Genomic DNA, 15,890 nt, shown 5'->3' on the forward strand with positions numbered 1-15,890 from the left:
CAAGACGAGGGGAAACTGTACCCGGAGAATCATTATGGAAAGAATGCGTTTATCGCGAGAAATCATTGAAACCTGTCTCGAAATGACCAGCCTGGGGCTGAATCAGGGAACGGCAGGAAATGTGAGTGCACGTTATGAAAATGGAATGCTGATCACACCCAGCGGAATTCCTTACGAAAGACTTACTGAAAATATGATCGTGTATGTGGATAACGACGGTAATTATGATAAAGAACAATTACCTTCCAGTGAATGGCGTTTTCACCTCGCAGCCTACCAGACACGACCAGAGGCCAATGCGGTGGTCCATAATCATGCGATTCATTGTACCGCGGTATCGATTCTCAACCGTCCTATCCCGGCGATCCATTACATGATTGCGGCGGCGGGTGGAAATTCTATTCCGTGCGCGCCGTATGCGACGTTCGGTACGCGTGAACTGTCAGAGCACGTGATCGTGGCGCTGAAAGACCGTAAAGCAACGCTGTTGCAGCATCACGGGCTGATTGCCTGCGAGGCAAATCTGGAAAAAGCACTGTGGCTGGCGCATGAAGTGGAAGTCCTGGCCCGTCTTTATCTGAGCACGCTGGCGATCGTCGATCCTGTTCCGGTGCTGGATGATGACGAGATAGCCATAGTGCTGGAGAAATTCAAATCCTATGGATTACGTATTGAAGAGTAATTTCGCATAGCGAAAAGGAGAAATACGATGGCGAACAGAATGATTCTGAATGAAACGGCATGGTTTGGCCGGGGAGCTGTTGGGGCGTTAACCGATGAAGTGATTCGTCGGGGGTATCGCAAGGCGCTGATTGTGACCGATGCAAACCTGGTGCAGTGCGGTATTGTCGATAAGGTGACATCAAGGATGGACGCGGCGGGTCTGGCGTGGGAAATTTTTTCCGGCGTTATCCCCAATCCTACTATTGCGGTGGTACAGGAAGGGTTAAATGTCTTTGAGCAAAGTGGTGCCGATTATCTGATTGCCATTGGCGGCGGCTCCCCGCAGGACACGTGCAAAGCAATTGGCATTATCCACAATAACCCTGAGTTTTCTGATGTGCGTAGTCTTGAGGGCTTATCGCCAACGCGCAGCCCAAGCGTGCCGGTGATGGCTATCCCGACAACGGCAGGGACGGCGGCGGAAGTGACCATTAACTACGTGATCACTGATGAGGAAAACCGGCGCAAGTTTGTCTGTGTTGATCCACATGATATCCCGCAGGTGGCGTTTATCGATGCTGACATGATGGACGGTATGCCCGCGGCGTTAAAGGCGGCCACCGGTGTGGATGCGTTGACCCATGCCATTGAAGGTTACATTACTCGTGCGGCCTGGGCGCTGACGGATGCGTTGCACATTAAAGCCATTGAGATCATTGCCGGGTCGTTGCGCGGATCTGTCGCCGGTGATAGCCAGGCCGGTGAAGCCATGGCGCTGGGTCAGTATGTTGCCGGAATGGGGTTTTCCAACGTCGGCCTGGGATTGGTGCATGGCATGGCGCACCCGCTGGGGGCGTTTTATAACACGCCACACGGCGTCGCCAACGCCATTCTGCTCCCGCATGTGATGCAGTACAACGCCGACTTTACCGGGGATAAATTCCGCGATATCGCCCGTGCAATGGGCGTGAAGGTGGAAGCGTTGACGCTGGATGAAGCGCGTAAAGCCGCTGTGGATGCAGTATTTGCCCTTAATCGTGATGTGGGGATCCCACTGCATTTACGCGATGTTGGCGTGCGCAAAGAGGATATCCCGGCGCTGGCGCAGGCGGCATTTGACGACGTATGCACCGGTGGTAATCCGCGTGAAGCGAGCCTGGGCGATATCGTCGAGCTGTACCACACCGCCTGGTAATCACCTGGCGTTTATCTGGCCTACAGGGTTGTACGATAAGTAGGCCGGATAAGCGCAGCGCCGTCCGGCAATAAGACTACCGCGCCAGCCGTAGCTGCTGTAGGTTCCCATCGATATGTAAATTCGTTTGTAGCCGCGCGATATCGCGACATAAAAACGCCATCTCTTTGTGCGCTTCAAGCTTTTTGCGCCACTTTTCCGGCACCTCATCAAGATGCGCGTAAATCCCTTCCAGATGCTGAAACTGAACGAGTAGCTGGGTCGCACTTTTCGGACCAATGCCTGCGACGCCGGGAACTTTTGAGCTGCTTATCCCGGCCAGCCCCCAATAATCCGGCAGCTGCTGAGGCTGTACGCCAAACTCTTTCTCGATGAACGGCGCATCAAGCCAGCGCTTCTGGAAATAGTCGCGAATTCGCAGGGCAGGCGAGAGCAGCTGGCAGTAGCCTTTATCGGTCGAGACAATGGTAGCCTGATGCCCGGCCTGGGTGACTTTAACCGCCAGCGTTGCGGCTAAATCGTCGGCTTCATTCCCACTGGAAACCCAGCAGCAGACGCCGCGTTGTTCAAAAGCAGCGCGTAAGGCCGGCATTTCGTGATGGAGTTCGTCAGGCATCGGCGGGCGACCTGCTTTGTAGTCGGGTAGTCGCTGGTGACGCCATCCGCTGTTACGCGCTTCGTCATCAAATACCGCCACGGCGTGCGTGGGCTGGCTGTGGACAATCAATAAATCGAGCGCGTGCTGGCATGTCTCCACGCAGGGCGATCCCTGAACGGCGTGTATGCGGCGGATAAGGTTCAGTGCATCGACAATGAGCAGATGGACGGCCACGGTGTTCTCCCTTGCAAATCAGGCTGTAGGGTAACATTCACGGCGGGGTGAGGCGAATAGTTGGATGCAAAATGGGAAGAGGCCTCGCAAAAGAGGCCTCTTCAGAGACGGTTAATCGCAGGTGACAATCTTCATCGCCAGGCCGCCGCGAGAGGTTTCACGGTACTTGGCATTCATGTCTTTACCGGTCTCGTACATGGTTTCGATAACTTTATCGAGACACACGCGCGGCTCGCTGGTACGGCGCAGCGCCATACGTGCTGCGTTAACCGCTTTAACCGAGGCAATGGCGTTACGCTCAATGCACGGGACCTGAACCTGGCCCGCAACCGGGTCGCATGTCAGACCCAGGTTGTGTTCCATACCGATTTCCGCCGCGATGCACACCTGCATTGGGCTACCGCCCAGCAGTTCAGCCAGACCCGCCGCTGCCATTGAGCAGGCCACGCCAACCTCACCCTGGCAGCCCACTTCGGCACCCGAGATAGAGGCGTTCATCTTGTACAGTGAACCAATAGCGCTCGCGACCAGCATGTAACGAGCCAGCGAGTTAGCGTTCACTTCGCGGATAAACTTGTCATAGTACGCCAGCACCGCAGGGACGATCCCACACGCGCCGTTGGTCGGGGCGGTAACCACACGTCCACCGGCCGCATTCTCTTCGTTAACTGCCAGCGCGAACATGTTGATCCAGTCCACAACCGCCATCGGATCGGTGGTGGTTTTGTCCTGGCTGACCAGCATACGACGCAACGCCGCCGCACGACGTGGCACGCGCAGTTTACCCGGCAATACGCCTTCGGTAGTGATACCACGCTCAATCCCGCTACGCATCACTTCCCAGACGTTAGCAAAATGCTGTTCCAGCTCTTCTTTGCTGTGCAGGGCCAGTTCGTTTTGCATCATCAGACCGGAAAGCGACAGGCCGGTTTCCTGGCAATGTCGTTGCAGATCGGCTGCGGATTTGTACGGATATGGCACGTTTACCGGCGAGCTGCTCGGCAGGCCGAAATGTTCTTCATCAACGATGAAACCACCGCCAATGGAATAGTAAGTCTGGCTATAAATAGCTTTTTCGCCGGCCAGTGCGGTAATGCGCATGCCGTTTTCGTGCAGGGACAGATTGCCCGCATGGAAATTCATGCACTTATCGACCGGAAACTCAACTTCATGCTGACCGTCTGCCAGCAGCAAGCGTCCGTGAGTATTCACATCCTGGATAAAGGCCGGGATGGCATCGATGTCTACGGTATCAGGCAGATTACCCGCCAGGCCCATAATAATTGCGATGTCAGTGTGGTGGCCTTTCCCCGTCAGAGACAGAGAGCCGTAAACATCAACCACTACGCGGGTTACGTCAGTGAGTATTCCGCGTGCAATCAGGTCGTCCGTGAATTGTTTGCCTGCTTTCATCGGGCCGACAGTGTGGGAACTGGAGGGGCCAATGCCGATTTTGAAGATATCGAATACGCTAATCATGAGGCGTCCATTGTGTATCGAGGTGCGCCGCCCCGGGGAGCGGCGCAGGGTAATTAACTGAACAGAGAGTAGAAAATAGCGGAGATAGCGATCAGGCCCATAATCACAACGAAGACGTTGCTGATATGGCCACTGTACTTACGCATTGCCGGTACTTTCTGAATTGCATACATCGGCATCAGGAACAGAATCATCGCGATGATCGGGCCACCCAGGGTCTCAATCATACCGAGGATGCTCGGGTTCAGCGTAGCCACGATCCAGGTGGTGACCAGCATGAACAGCGCAGTGATTTTGTTCAGTTTGTTGATTTCGATGGATTTGCCTTTGCCGCGCAGAGACTTAATCACCATACCGTTGAAACCTTCACGCGCGCCCAGGTAGTGGCCGAGGAAGGATTTGGTGATAGCGATAATCGCGATGATCGGTGCCATCCAGGCAATGACCGGCGCGTTAAAGTGGTTCGCCAGATAAGACAGGATGGAGATGTTCTGCTCTTTTGCCGCAGCCAGATCCGCCGGGGACAGGCTAAACACGCAGCTGAAGACGAAGAACATAACGGTCAGCACCATCATGATGTGAGCAAATGCCAGGATCTTAGAGCATTTCTTCTCAGCTTCATCACCGTACTCTTCACGCTTCGCCACGGCGAAGGAGGAGATGATTGGTGAGTGGTTGAAGGAGAACACCATGACCGGAATTGCCAGCCACAGAGTCAACAACAGGCCATTGCCGGTGGTTGCTGCAGAGTCAAAAGACAGGGTTTCCAGAATCGCACCGCTCCACTGTGGGATCAGGTACAGCGCCAGCAACATCAGAGCCGCAACGAACGGGAATACCAGGATGCTCATCGCCTTCACGATCATCTGCTCACCGAAGCGCACGATGGTCATCATGCCGACAATCAGGATCAGCGACAGGATTGCGCGCGGTGGCGGCGTAATCGCCAACTGGTGGGTCAGGAAGCTCTCAACGGTATTGGTGATAGCCACGCTGTAAACTAACAGAATGGGGTAGATAGCGAAGAAGTAGAGCAGTGTAATCAGTTTACCTGCGCCAACGCCAAAGTGTTCTTCTACAACTTCGGTAATATCTTCACCCGGATTTTTACCGGACAACACGAAGCGAGTCAGGCCACGGTGTGCAAAGAAGGTCATTGGGAAGGCAAGAATAGCCATGATGATCAGCGGGATCAGACCGCCAACGCCTGCGTTAATTGGCAGGAACAATACGCCCGCGCCAATCGCCGTGCCGTAAAGGCCCAACATCCACATGGTGTCAGTCTTGCGCCATGCGCTGCGGGTCTGGCCCGTGACGATAGTGCTGGTTTGCGTGTTTTCCATCTATTTCTCCTGGAGGAAGCTTAAAAAGTCAGGTTTGGGTTCAATCCAATGAAAAAAGGCCTGACTGTAAAACGAATTCCGATTAGCGATTTTTTATATAATTTTTCGCCGTAATAATTTTCGGGCGGAAAGATACATTTTAGTTATGAATGTATCAGTGATCGCGATCCCAAATGCAATAATCCACTTTTTATGTGGATAAATTTGGACCATTAATCTATTAAAAAATAACCAAAGCGGATTTACGGGCGCGAAGGCTAGCATTAACGACATATGGCGTGAAAGACAAAGCGAGAAGATACGAGTGTTGCGCTGCAAAAACTGTCGTTTTCAGTGGATTCTGGTGACTAATGATAATTTGTGGAGATAAATCACGGTCGGGCTTGGAAGGTAAACGTTTGCGTATTGAGGGTTTTCTGGTGAAATATCATTGATGTTTATGTTATTGAATGAGCTATGTGACTGGTATCACTAAAAAAGCCGGCTGGCAGCAAGGCCAAATCCGGCTTGTATATGGACAAATCTGTCACCGCGGTAGCCGTGGCCACCGGGTGTAAAACGTCAGGCGCAGATTTCGTAGCAAGGGATGTAAGCCGAGCCTGGCAACTTCATGCGGTGCTGTGCAACAAAGCCCTGCAGCAGGTCGTCCATGCGGCGCATCATCTCGCGGTCACCGTGGATTTTGTACGGGCCAAACTCTTCAATGGCGCGAATGCCGACTTCCTTGACGTTACCCGCGACGATGCCGGAGAACGCGCGACGCAGGTCTGCCGCCAGCACTTCAACCGGTTGGTCGGGGTACAGCTTCAGGTTAGCCATATTTTCATGGGACGGCTCAAACGGCATCTGCAAATCAGGCGCAATACGAATCGACCAGTTAAAGCTGTAGGCATCGCCGGTGTCGCGGCGGTTCTCTTTCACCAGCGGCATCGCTTTTTTCATCAGACGGGCAACTTCTGAAGCATCGTCAATGATAATGCGGTAGTGGCGACGTGCCTCTTCTCCCAGCGTGTGTACGATAAACTCATCCAGCACGCGGAAGTAGTCTGCACTCTCTTTTGGCCCGGTCAGGATCAGCGGCAGCACCTGCTCTTTGTTCGCCGGGTTCATCAGGATCCCCAACAGATACAGCAACTCTTCCGCCGTCCCTACGCCGCCCGGGAAAATAATAATGCCGTGGGCGATACGTACAAACGCTTCCAGACGTTTTTCAATGTCCGGCATGATGATCAGTTCGTTGACCAGCGGGTTAGGTGGCTCAGCGGCGATAATAGACGGCTCGGTCATGCCGATAAAACGGCTGTCGCGGTAACGCTGCTGGGCGTGGCCCACAGCGGCACCTTTCATGGGCGCTTCCATCGCACCTGGACCGCAGCCGGTACAAATGTTCAGTTCACGCAGGCCCAATTGGGTACCGACGCGACGAGCATACAGGTACTCATTTTCGTTAATGGAGTGACCGCCCCAGCAGACCACCATGTTCGGCGCTTCACCGACGTGCAGTGCCCGGGCGTTACGCAGGATGGAAAAGACGAGGTTGGTAATGTGAACCGAACTTTCGAGATCCAGATGCTGAAAACGACCGGCGTTATGGATCTGGCCGTTGACGAAAAGAATGTCGCGCAGTACGGCAAACAGGTTGGCCTGCAGCGCACGAATAATGCGCCCATCAACAAACGCGTCTTCAGGCGGATTAATCAGTTCCAGCTTCACGCCACGTTCGCGGCGCAGCACGTTAATGTCGAAACTTTCAAAACGAGACAGCAGCTCTTTGCTGTTGTCGGTCAAACTGCCGGAGTTCAGGACGGCAAGCGAACAGTTACGAAACAGTTGATACAAGTCGCTGCTGGCCGTGCGTTTAAGCATATCGACTTCCAGCTGCGACAACATATCCATTGAGCCAAGCGGGCTAATATGTGTAATCAAGTAAACTCCTTACGGGACGAGAGACATCATCCTCTGTTGATTACAATAGCTCTGGCTTATGACCTTTCACAACCTTGCGCACGGAATCCGGCACGCAAAATTGAGAAAAAAGGTTACTGACGTACCAGTCTGCCGATGGCAGGGACAAAATCGGTGTTGGTTCGCCACGGATTAATGTCCAGACCACCGCGACGCGTGTAGCGTGCGTAGACGCTCAGCTTTTCTGGCTGGCAGAAGCGCAGAATGTCATTGAAAATGCGCTCCACGCACTGTTCGTGAAATTCATTATGGTGACGGAAGGAGACCAGGTAACGCAGCAGCTTTTCCCTGTCGATTTTGCGCCCACGATACTGAATTTGTATGGAACCCCAGTCGGGCTGGTGGGTGATCAAACAGTTGGATTTCAGCAGATGACTGACCAGTGTCTCTTCCACCGCTTTCTCGCCGCTTACGGCGTTTTCCAGATAGTCTGTGCTGAACTGGTAGTTGTCGATGATGATGTCCTGATCGTCGATGCAGGTACCATTGAAATGGGCAATTGGCTGCCCTTCCAGTTCGTCGATACGGTATAGGGCAACGTGGACATCACCCATGGCACAGGCGCGCAGATCGTTTTCCAGCGTTTGGCGAACTGCATCCCACGAATCAAAGCGGGTTTGGTTAAAACTGTTCAGGTAAAGCTTAAAGCTTTTCGATTCAATCAAATTCACGCTGGTGTAATCTAATTCCACGTGCCCGACGGCAACCTGCGGCAAGCCGTTGGTATTCAGCCATGACAGTTCATACAGCGTCCAGATATCGGCACCGTGAAACGGCAGATTATCGGCCTTTAAATCCAGCGGGTCGCGGTTCAGGCTACGAGGAACGCCCTGCAACAAACTTGAGTCGTAATTATCCCGGTAATCCGTTGATTTACCGAGCGTCAGGCCGTTAAGCGCCTGATGGTTTTCATAAGAGGACATGTTTCACCGTCATAAACCAGATACACTATGCGACAAGTGTATCCTGGCTTTTGTGAAGAGAGAAATCAGTGGACGAATTGACTGCGCAGGCGCTAACGGCCTTTACGACACGTTATTGCGATGCATGGCATGAAAAAAACAACAGTTGGCCGCTCAGCGAAGAATTGTATGGCGTACCTTCCCCATGCATTATTTCCACTACCAGCGATGCCGTGTTCTGGCAGCCTCAGCCGTTTGTGGGCGAACCGAATGTAAACGCGGTTGAACGCGCCTTTGATATCGTGATACAACCCGCCGTTCACTCTTTTTACACCACCCAGTTTGCCGGGGATATGCACGCGCAGTTTGCGGATGAAAAGCTCACTTTGCTGCAAACCTGGAGCGAAGATGACTTCAGGCGAGTTCAGGAAAACCTGATAGGCCACCTGGTCACGCAAAAGCGGCTCAAGCTCTCGCCGACGCTTTTTATTGCGACGCAAGAAAATGAACTGGATGTCATTTCGGTGTGTAATTTGTCCGGCGAAGTGTGCAAAGAAACGCTGGGAACCCGTAAACGAACGGTGCTGGCGGTCTCCCTTGCGGAATTCCTGACTCAACTTAAGCCGGTTCTGTAATCCATTTCGCCCTAAATCTTGTGAGAGATCTCTTACAAACCCTGTAGGAGATCGCCAGGTAATAAGTAAAGACTTAATGAAGTGATAAAATATTAACTATCTATAATTCAATTGGTTAATGTTTTATCACCCACTTTCATACGAAAATATACTTAAGGATATGCCTGTAAGCACCTTGTAAGACAAAGCAAAACAGGCGATTCTATCTCCGTCGACAAGGAGTCGCACAACGAAGTGAACATCAGGATGATGACACTTCAGCAGGACACGCCAGGACGGTGTAGCAAGGACAGGCTTCAGGATGAAGCAAAGAGGAAAACGCCGGATGCGTTAAGGGACACCTCCAGGAAGGAGAATGAGAGCCGGTCAGGATGGTCGGTGGGTCAGGATGGCCAGGACACTTCAGGATGAAGTTTTCACATCGGGGTGATGTGGGCAGGATGCAAAAGTTCAGGATGAACGCGGTCGCAAGGCCACAGGAAAAGTTGTCACGGATGAGCAGGGAGCACTAAAAGTAGCTGGAATGCTGCGAAACGAACCGGGAGCACTGTTTTTACAGTGCTCCCTTTTTTTATTTCCTTTCCACAAATGCTATTCTTCGCGCCAGATTTTTCATCAACGAGGTTAATTTCATGACCACTCATGACCGTGTGCGCCAGCAGCTCCATGCGCTTGAAGCGCTGCTGCGTGAACATAATCACTGGCGGATGGATGAGCCAGAGGCGCATCTGCTTACCAGCACGCAGCCTTTTTGTATGGATACCATGGAGCCGGTTGAATGGCTGCAATGGGTGTTGATTCCCCGTATGCATGCCCTGCTGGATAACGCCCAGCCGCTTCCGGACGCGTTCGCCATTGCGCCGTATTATGAAATGGCGCTGACTGCCGATCATCCACAGCGTGAAGCGATCCTGGTTGCACTGCAGGCGCTGGATGCGCTGTTCACCAGTGATAATGCCTGATGCTGGAGATTCTCTATCAGGACGAATGGCTGGTGGCGGTGAATAAACCCTCTGGCTGGCTGGTTCACCGCAGTTGGCTCGACCGCGACGAGAAAGTGGTGGTGATGCAAACGGTACGTGACCAGATTGGTCAGCATGTTTATACCGTGCATCGCCTTGACCGACCGACATCTGGGGTGCTGCTGATGGGGCTGTCCAGCGAAGCCGGGCGTCTGCTGTCACAGCAGTTTGAACAGCATAAAATCCACAAGCGTTATCATGCAATTGTGCGTGGCTGGCTGATGGATGACGCGGTGTTGGATTACCCGCTGGTGGAAGAGTTGGACAAAATTGCCGATAAATTTGCCCGTGAAGATAAGGATCCGCAGCCTGCGGTCACCCATTATCGCGGACTGGCAACAGTGGAAATGCCGGTTGCCACTGGACGCTATCCGACCACCCGTTACGGGCTGGTGGAGCTCGATCCTAAAACCGGTCGTAAACATCAGCTCAGAAGGCATCTGTCCCATTTGCGCCATCCTATTATTGGCGACAGTAAGCACGGCGATTTGCGGCAAAACCGCAGCGCTGCGGAGCATTTCGGCTGCCAGCGTTTAATGCTGCATGCCAGCCAGCTTACGCTTACCCATCCGTTCACCGGCGAGCCATTGGTGATTCGCGCCGGGCTGGATGATGTCTGGATGCAGGCGTTATCACAGTTTGGCTGGCGCGGACTTCTCCCTGAGAATGAAAGGGTTGAGTTCAGCGAGCGGTCAGGTCAGGATGAGCAGATAGATTCTTAAGTCCCTGGAGATAAAGGTTATGGCGGAAATTGGTATTTTTGTCGGTACGATGTATGGAAACGCGTTGCTGGTAGCCGAAGAGGCTGAAGCTATCCTTACCGCACAGGGCCATAAGGCCACGGTATTTGAAGATCCAGAACTGACTGACTGGCAGGCGTATCAGGATAAATATGTCCTGGTGGTGACCTCGACGACCGGGCAGGGCGATCTCCCGGACAGCATTGTGCCGTTGTTTCAGGGGATCAAAGATAATCTCGGTTTTCAGCCAAATCTGCATTATGGCGTTATCGCACTCGGCGACAGTAGTTACGTTAACTTCTGTAACGGCGGAAAACAGTTTGACGCGTTGTTACAGGAACAAAGCGCGCAGCGCGTGGGGGAGATGTTGCTGATTGACGCCAGCGAGCACCCTGAGCCGGAAAGTGAATCTAACCCCTGGGTAGAAAACTGGGGAGCCTTGCTTAAATAATGCCTCGCCCGGCGGCGCTTCGCTTGCACGGGCCTGTAACAAATGATGGGCATGAAGAGACTAATCTGACTATCAATAAGGATAAATCGCTTTAATTTATCTGCATTATAAATACAATTATATAGTTTTATTTGTAGCCCGAATTTATATAAATTAAATTCGGGCTTTTTATTATTTATGAGATCAAAAGCACAAACAAATAATCCTGTCTCGTATTTTAATAAAAAGACAGGTCCGTAATCTATATTTTGTGAGTGAATAACTGAGATGAAAATGATAACTACGGAAAATTATTAAGCTAAGGAGATGCAATTTGTTTACTTTGTTTAATGCACGGGATTTTAGTCAAAGTGCCAGATTAGAAGACTTTGAAAAAATACTGACACCTAAAGAAGGTCTGAGGTTAGCAAAGGTATACTATGAACTCGACGATAATAAAAATCAGCGCTCAGCTATATTTTGCCTGCCACAGAGAAAATGGAATGTAAACCGATATTCTTCCAGTGCGTATGAAAGGCCCCCAGGTGGTAGATGTAATCCCATTTATGATGAGATACAACACAAATTATACGTGGGCTGGATAATAGCTAGAAACATCAGCGAAACTGATAAAAATAATGAGAACAACAGGCTATATAGGTGTTGGTCTTGATTTTGCTAGTTATACAACTAACGTTTATGAGGCTTGCGCAAAAGGACGTGAAAGCGAATGCAGAAAGGCAGCGATAACGGAGTATAGTAAATTTGGTGGTAAACAAGTAGCAAGTCTTGCTGGCGGCGCTGCCGGGGGAATTATGGGGAGAGCCGCTTGTACATGGGTTCTGGGATTGATTACATCAGAAGCTGGAGGTATTGGCGAAAGTGTATGCCTGGTAAGTGGCATTGCTTCAAGTATTACAGGAGGGAAAATTGCCGAAAAATGGGGGGGATATATGGAGGGGGAATTGGAACTACTATAAATAATAAAATGGATAGTTTAAATCCAATAATACGTGATCCAGATTCCTTTAATGAAGACACAGGGATTATTTTATATGAAAAATTATTTAATCAATAACTTTGAAGCCATTAGCATGAGTCTTTTTATAGCCCTTGTTATTGTTATGATTATATTGATTTTCATGTCTTATATAATTAATGAAGATAACTACAAAAAAACATCTCATTTATATGAAAAGCAATTTGGGAATCTCCCTTTTACAGCAAGGATGGCAAGAAACGCTAGTTTAATTGGCTCACCAGGAATTTATTTGGCAAAAGTGGATTTTATTATGTCTAGCCTTCTGCTTCCATATAATCGAGTGTTTAATCATGGCATGAGTTTTGATGAGTATTTTTTCATTCGGACTCTACCTTCAGAGCTGACTACAGGTTTCAAAGTTGAAGCCATATTATGGGTTATAGAAATTATTATACTTTTTTGCTTTATATTATTGAATGTTTTCTTTTACTAAAAAAAGCCCACTTAACGTGGGCTATATTTTTTATTTCAATATCCCATATTCCTGATCAACAATCTCACCATAAGTAGCGGCAGGTAATAACCCACTAAAAAACATTTGGGTTCACGTAGGAGCTGGTCCGCAACCTAAGAGATCAGTATCCCACTGTTAGTCGTCATAGCCGTAGCGCCTTAAACCCGGGTCGGTACCGTTGGTTATATGCAGCCGTCATATGGCAACAAATCTCCCATCAAACGCCAATTTCGTGAAGCATCTTCCATTCACTTAGGCTTATGCCATAAACAACCTCATTCATCTCCTGCAATGTTGTGTTTTTGCACGGTGAGGGTAAGAGGCACTCCTTCATATACTTTTCACGTCAGTTCCCGGAAAGGCAGCGAGTCAGAATAAAACGGCCCTGAGCTGTACCAAAACTGCCACACACTAACCTCTCATTCTGATCACCCTACAGGTGCTGTACAGAATGAACTGGCGAAAGCCAGGATTCAGGAGTGCAACAATGAGTTCATTAAGTCAGGCGGCGAGCAGCGCGGAAAAGCGCACAAACGCTCGTTACTGGATAGTGGTGATGCTGTTTATCGTCACATCCTTCAACTACGGCGACCGCGCCACGTTATCCATTGCCGGTTCGGAGATGGCCAAAGATATTGGCCTGGATGCCGTCGGTATGGGTTATGTCTTCTCCGCGTTTTCATGGGCCTATGTTATCGGTCAGATCCCTGGTGGCTGGTTGCTCGACCGCTTCGGTTCTAAACGTGTCTACTTCTGGTCGATCTTTATCTGGTCCATGTTTACTTTGCTGCAGGGCTTCGTCGATATTTTTAGTGGCTTTGGCATTATTATCGCGCTGTTTACGCTGCGCTTTCTTGTCGGCCTGGCTGAAGCCCCTTCTTTCCCCGGAAACAGTCGTATTGTGGCGGCGTGGTTTCCGGCGCAGGAGAGGGGCACGGCGGTGTCGATTTTTAATTCCGCTCAGTACTTTGCCACCGTTATCTTCGCGCCAATCATGGGCTGGCTGACTCACGAAGTGGGCTGGTCACACGTATTCTTCTTTATGGGCGGCCTCGGGATCGTTATCAGTTTTGTCTGGCTGAAGGTGATTCATGAACCTAATCAGCATCCTGGTGTGAACCAAAAAGAGCTGGATTACATTGCCGCAGGCGGCGCGCTGATCAACATGGATCAGGCGGCAGCCAAAGCCAAAGTACCGTTTAGCGTCAAGTGGGGGCAAATTAAGCAGTTGATTGGTTCACGCATGATGGTGGGGATTTACATCGGTCAGTACTGTATTAACGCCCTTACTTACTTCTTTATTACCTGGTTCCCGGTTTATCTGGTGCAGGCGCGCGGCATGTCGATTCTGAAAGCCGGGTTCGTTGCGTCGGTTCCGGCTATCTGCGGCTTCGTGGGCGGCGTGCTCGGCGGGATTATTTCTGACTGGTTGATGCGTCGTACCGGCTCGCTGAATATTGCGCGTAAAACGCCTATCGTCATGGGTATGCTGCTGTCGATGGTGATGGTGTTCTGTAACTACGTCAACGTTGAGTGGATGATCATCGGCTTTATGGCACTGGCCTTCTTCGGTAAAGGCATTGGGGCGCTGGGTTGGGCGGTGATGGCAGATACCGCGCCGAAAGAGATCAGCGGCCTCAGCGGCGGTCTGTTCAATATGTTTGGCAACATTTCCGGCATCGTGACGCCAATTGCTATCGGCTACATCGTTGGTACGACCGGCTCGTTCAATGGTGCGCTGATTTACGTTGGGGTGCATGCGTTGATTGCGGTGCTGAGCTATCTGGTGCTGGTGGGTGATATTAAACGTATCGAATTGAAACCTGTCGCAGGACAATGATGATGACAACACAATCAAGCCCCGTTATTACCGATATGAAGGTCATCCCGGTGGCCGGCCATGACAGTATGCTGCTCAACATCGGTGGCGCGCATAACGCGTATTTTACCCGCAATATCGTGGTACTTACCGACAACGCCGGCAATACCGGTGTCGGTGAAGCGCCGGGTGGTGAAGTGATTTATCAGACGCTCCTTGACGCTATTCCGATGGTGTTGGGTCAGGAAGTGGCCCGCCTGAATAAAGTGGTGCAGCAGGTGCATAAAGGCAACCAGGCCGCTGATTTTGACACCTTCGGTAAAGGCGCCTGGACTTTCGAACTGCGGGTTAACGCGGTGGCTGCGCTGGAAGCGGCGCTGTTGGACCTGTTGGGCAAGGCGCTCAACGTGCCGGTCTGCGAACTGCTAGGTCCAGGCAAACAGCGTGATGCGGTAACCGTGCTGGGCTATCTGTTCTATGTTGGCGATCGCACGAAGACCGATTTGCCATATCTGGAGACGACGCCGGGTAACCATGACTGGTATCACCTGCGTCATCAGCGCGCGATGAGCAGTGAGGCCGTGGTGCGCCTGGCGGAAGCCTCGCAGGATCGCTATGGCTTTAAAGATTTCAAACTCAAAGGCGGCGTGCTGCCCGGCGAGCAGGAAATTGAAACCGCCCGTGTGCTGAAAAAACGCTTCCCGGATGCACGAATTACGGTCGATCCCAATGGAGCCTGGCTGCTGGATGAAGCCATCTCTTTGTGCAAAGGGCTGAACGATGTGCTGACCTACGCGGAAGATCCGTGCGGTGCCGAGCAGGGCTTCTCCGGGCGCGAAGTCATGGCCGAGTTTCGCCGTGCAACCGGGCTGCCGGTTGCAACCAACATGATCGCCACCAACTGGCGCGAAATGGGTCATGCGGTGATGCTGAATTCCGTCGATATTCCGCTGGCCGATCCGCACTTCTGGACGCTTTCCGGCGCGGTGCGTGTGGCACAGTTGTGCGACGACTGGGGCCTGACCTGGGGTTGTCACTCTAACAACCACTTTGATATCTCGCTGGCGATGTTTACTCACGTGGGTGCGGCTGCGCCGGGCAATCCGACAGCCATCGACACGCACTGGATTTGGCAGGAGGGCGATTGCCGCCTGACCAAAAATCCACTGGAGATTAAGAGCGGGAAAATTGCCGTTCCGGACGTGCCTGGCCTGGGCGTGGAACTGGACTGGGATCAGGTGCTGAAGGCCCACGAAGCCTACAAGAAACTGCCCGGCGGCGCGCGTAATGATGCAGGCCCGATGCAGTACCTGATCCCCGGATGGACTTTTGACCGTAAACGTCCCGTTTTCGGCCGTCACTGATTTTG

At 51.5% G+C, this 15,890-nt stretch carries 15 protein-coding genes and 1 pseudogene; 10 read left to right on the forward strand and 6 right to left on the reverse strand.

Annotated features, from left to right (window positions below; translation table 11 throughout):
• Window positions 1–34 precede the first annotated feature (34 nt).
• Together fucA and fucO are read left to right on the forward strand one after the other, a co-directional pair.
• Window positions 35–682: an L-fuculose-phosphate aldolase gene (gene fucA, locus JQ822_RS10025; protein WP_213133340.1), complete on the forward strand. Its 648-nt coding sequence runs from the start codon at window positions 35–37 to the stop codon at window positions 680–682.
• A gap of 27 nt (window positions 683–709) precedes the next feature.
• A complete protein-coding gene (fucO, locus tag JQ822_RS10030) occupies window positions 710–1,858 on the forward strand; it encodes a lactaldehyde reductase (protein WP_213133341.1) in 1,149 nt (382 codons plus the stop codon).
• A gap of 76 nt (window positions 1,859–1,934) precedes the next feature.
• Here fucO and xni read toward each other — a convergent pair whose 3' ends face one another.
• The 5 genes from xni to queF all read right to left on the reverse strand — a co-directional run bounded on the left by xni (window position 1,935) and on the right by queF (window position 8,400).
• Window positions 1,935–2,690, reverse strand: a complete 756-nt coding sequence (xni, locus tag JQ822_RS10035) for a flap endonuclease Xni (RefSeq protein WP_213133342.1) — start codon at window positions 2,688–2,690, stop codon at window positions 1,935–1,937.
• A gap of 111 nt (window positions 2,691–2,801) precedes the next feature.
• A complete protein-coding gene (locus JQ822_RS10040; RefSeq protein ID WP_213133343.1) occupies window positions 2,802–4,169 on the reverse strand; it encodes an L-serine ammonia-lyase in 1,368 nt (455 codons plus the stop codon).
• A 53-nt stretch (window positions 4,170–4,222) separates the two neighbouring features.
• Complete coding sequence (locus JQ822_RS10045) at window positions 4,223–5,512, reverse strand: HAAAP family serine/threonine permease (protein WP_213133344.1); 1,290 nt, start codon at window positions 5,510–5,512, stop codon at window positions 4,223–4,225.
• Window positions 5,513–6,073: 561 nt separating this feature from the next.
• Entirely contained in the window at window positions 6,074–7,438 is a 1,365-nt protein-coding gene (gene ppnN, locus JQ822_RS10050; RefSeq protein ID WP_213133345.1) for a nucleotide 5'-monophosphate nucleosidase PpnN, read from the reverse strand.
• A gap of 113 nt (window positions 7,439–7,551) precedes the next feature.
• Entirely contained in the window at window positions 7,552–8,400 is an 849-nt protein-coding gene (queF, locus tag JQ822_RS10055; protein WP_213133346.1) for an NADPH-dependent 7-cyano-7-deazaguanine reductase QueF, read from the reverse strand.
• A 68-nt stretch (window positions 8,401–8,468) separates the two neighbouring features.
• Here queF and syd point away from each other — a divergent pair, with 68 nt between their 5' ends.
• The 6 genes from syd to JQ822_RS10085 all read left to right on the forward strand — a co-directional run bounded on the left by syd (window position 8,469) and on the right by JQ822_RS10085 (window position 12,681).
• Complete coding sequence (gene syd, locus JQ822_RS10060) at window positions 8,469–9,014, forward strand: SecY-interacting protein (protein ID WP_213133347.1); 546 nt, start codon at window positions 8,469–8,471, stop codon at window positions 9,012–9,014.
• A gap of 632 nt (window positions 9,015–9,646) precedes the next feature.
• Window positions 9,647–9,976, forward strand: a complete 330-nt coding sequence (locus JQ822_RS10065) for a YqcC family protein (protein ID WP_213133348.1) — start codon at window positions 9,647–9,649, stop codon at window positions 9,974–9,976.
• Window positions 9,976–10,758 (forward strand): tRNA pseudouridine(65) synthase TruC, encoded by a 783-nt coding sequence (truC, locus tag JQ822_RS10070; protein WP_213133349.1) that lies wholly within the window; start codon window positions 9,976–9,978, stop codon window positions 10,756–10,758. Before JQ822_RS10065 ends, truC begins: the two co-directional genes overlap by 1 nt.
• A gap of 19 nt (window positions 10,759–10,777) precedes the next feature.
• Window positions 10,778–11,227, forward strand: a complete 450-nt coding sequence (locus JQ822_RS10075; RefSeq protein WP_213133350.1) for a flavodoxin — start codon at window positions 10,778–10,780, stop codon at window positions 11,225–11,227.
• A 617-nt stretch (window positions 11,228–11,844) separates the two neighbouring features.
• A complete protein-coding gene (locus JQ822_RS24365; protein WP_244848835.1) occupies window positions 11,845–12,186 on the forward strand; it encodes a hypothetical protein in 342 nt (113 codons plus the stop codon).
• A 75-nt stretch (window positions 12,187–12,261) separates the two neighbouring features.
• On the forward strand, window positions 12,262–12,681 hold the full coding sequence (locus JQ822_RS10085; RefSeq protein ID WP_213133351.1) for a hypothetical protein: 420 nt from the start codon (window positions 12,262–12,264) through the stop codon (window positions 12,679–12,681).
• Between the two features lie 30 nt (window positions 12,682–12,711).
• On the opposite strand, the pseudogene JQ822_RS24640 reads toward JQ822_RS10085, so the two are convergent.
• A pseudogene (locus JQ822_RS24640) lies at window positions 12,712–12,796 on the reverse strand (hypothetical protein); the annotation flags it as partial.
• A 393-nt stretch (window positions 12,797–13,189) separates the two neighbouring features.
• Here JQ822_RS24640 and gudP point away from each other — a divergent pair.
• Together gudP and JQ822_RS10095 are read left to right on the forward strand one after the other, a co-directional pair.
• On the forward strand, window positions 13,190–14,542 hold the full coding sequence (gudP, locus tag JQ822_RS10090; protein WP_213133352.1) for a galactarate/glucarate/glycerate transporter GudP: 1,353 nt from the start codon (window positions 13,190–13,192) through the stop codon (window positions 14,540–14,542).
• Window positions 14,543–14,544: 2 nt separating this feature from the next.
• Complete coding sequence (locus JQ822_RS10095; RefSeq protein ID WP_213133353.1) at window positions 14,545–15,885, forward strand: enolase C-terminal domain-like protein; 1,341 nt, start codon at window positions 14,545–14,547, stop codon at window positions 15,883–15,885.
• Window positions 15,886–15,890: the final 5 nt, after the last annotated feature.

The sequence above is a fragment of the Citrobacter sp. FP75 genome, assembly GCF_018342065.1.
Classification (GTDB): domain Bacteria; phylum Pseudomonadota; class Gammaproteobacteria; order Enterobacterales; family Enterobacteriaceae; genus Citrobacter.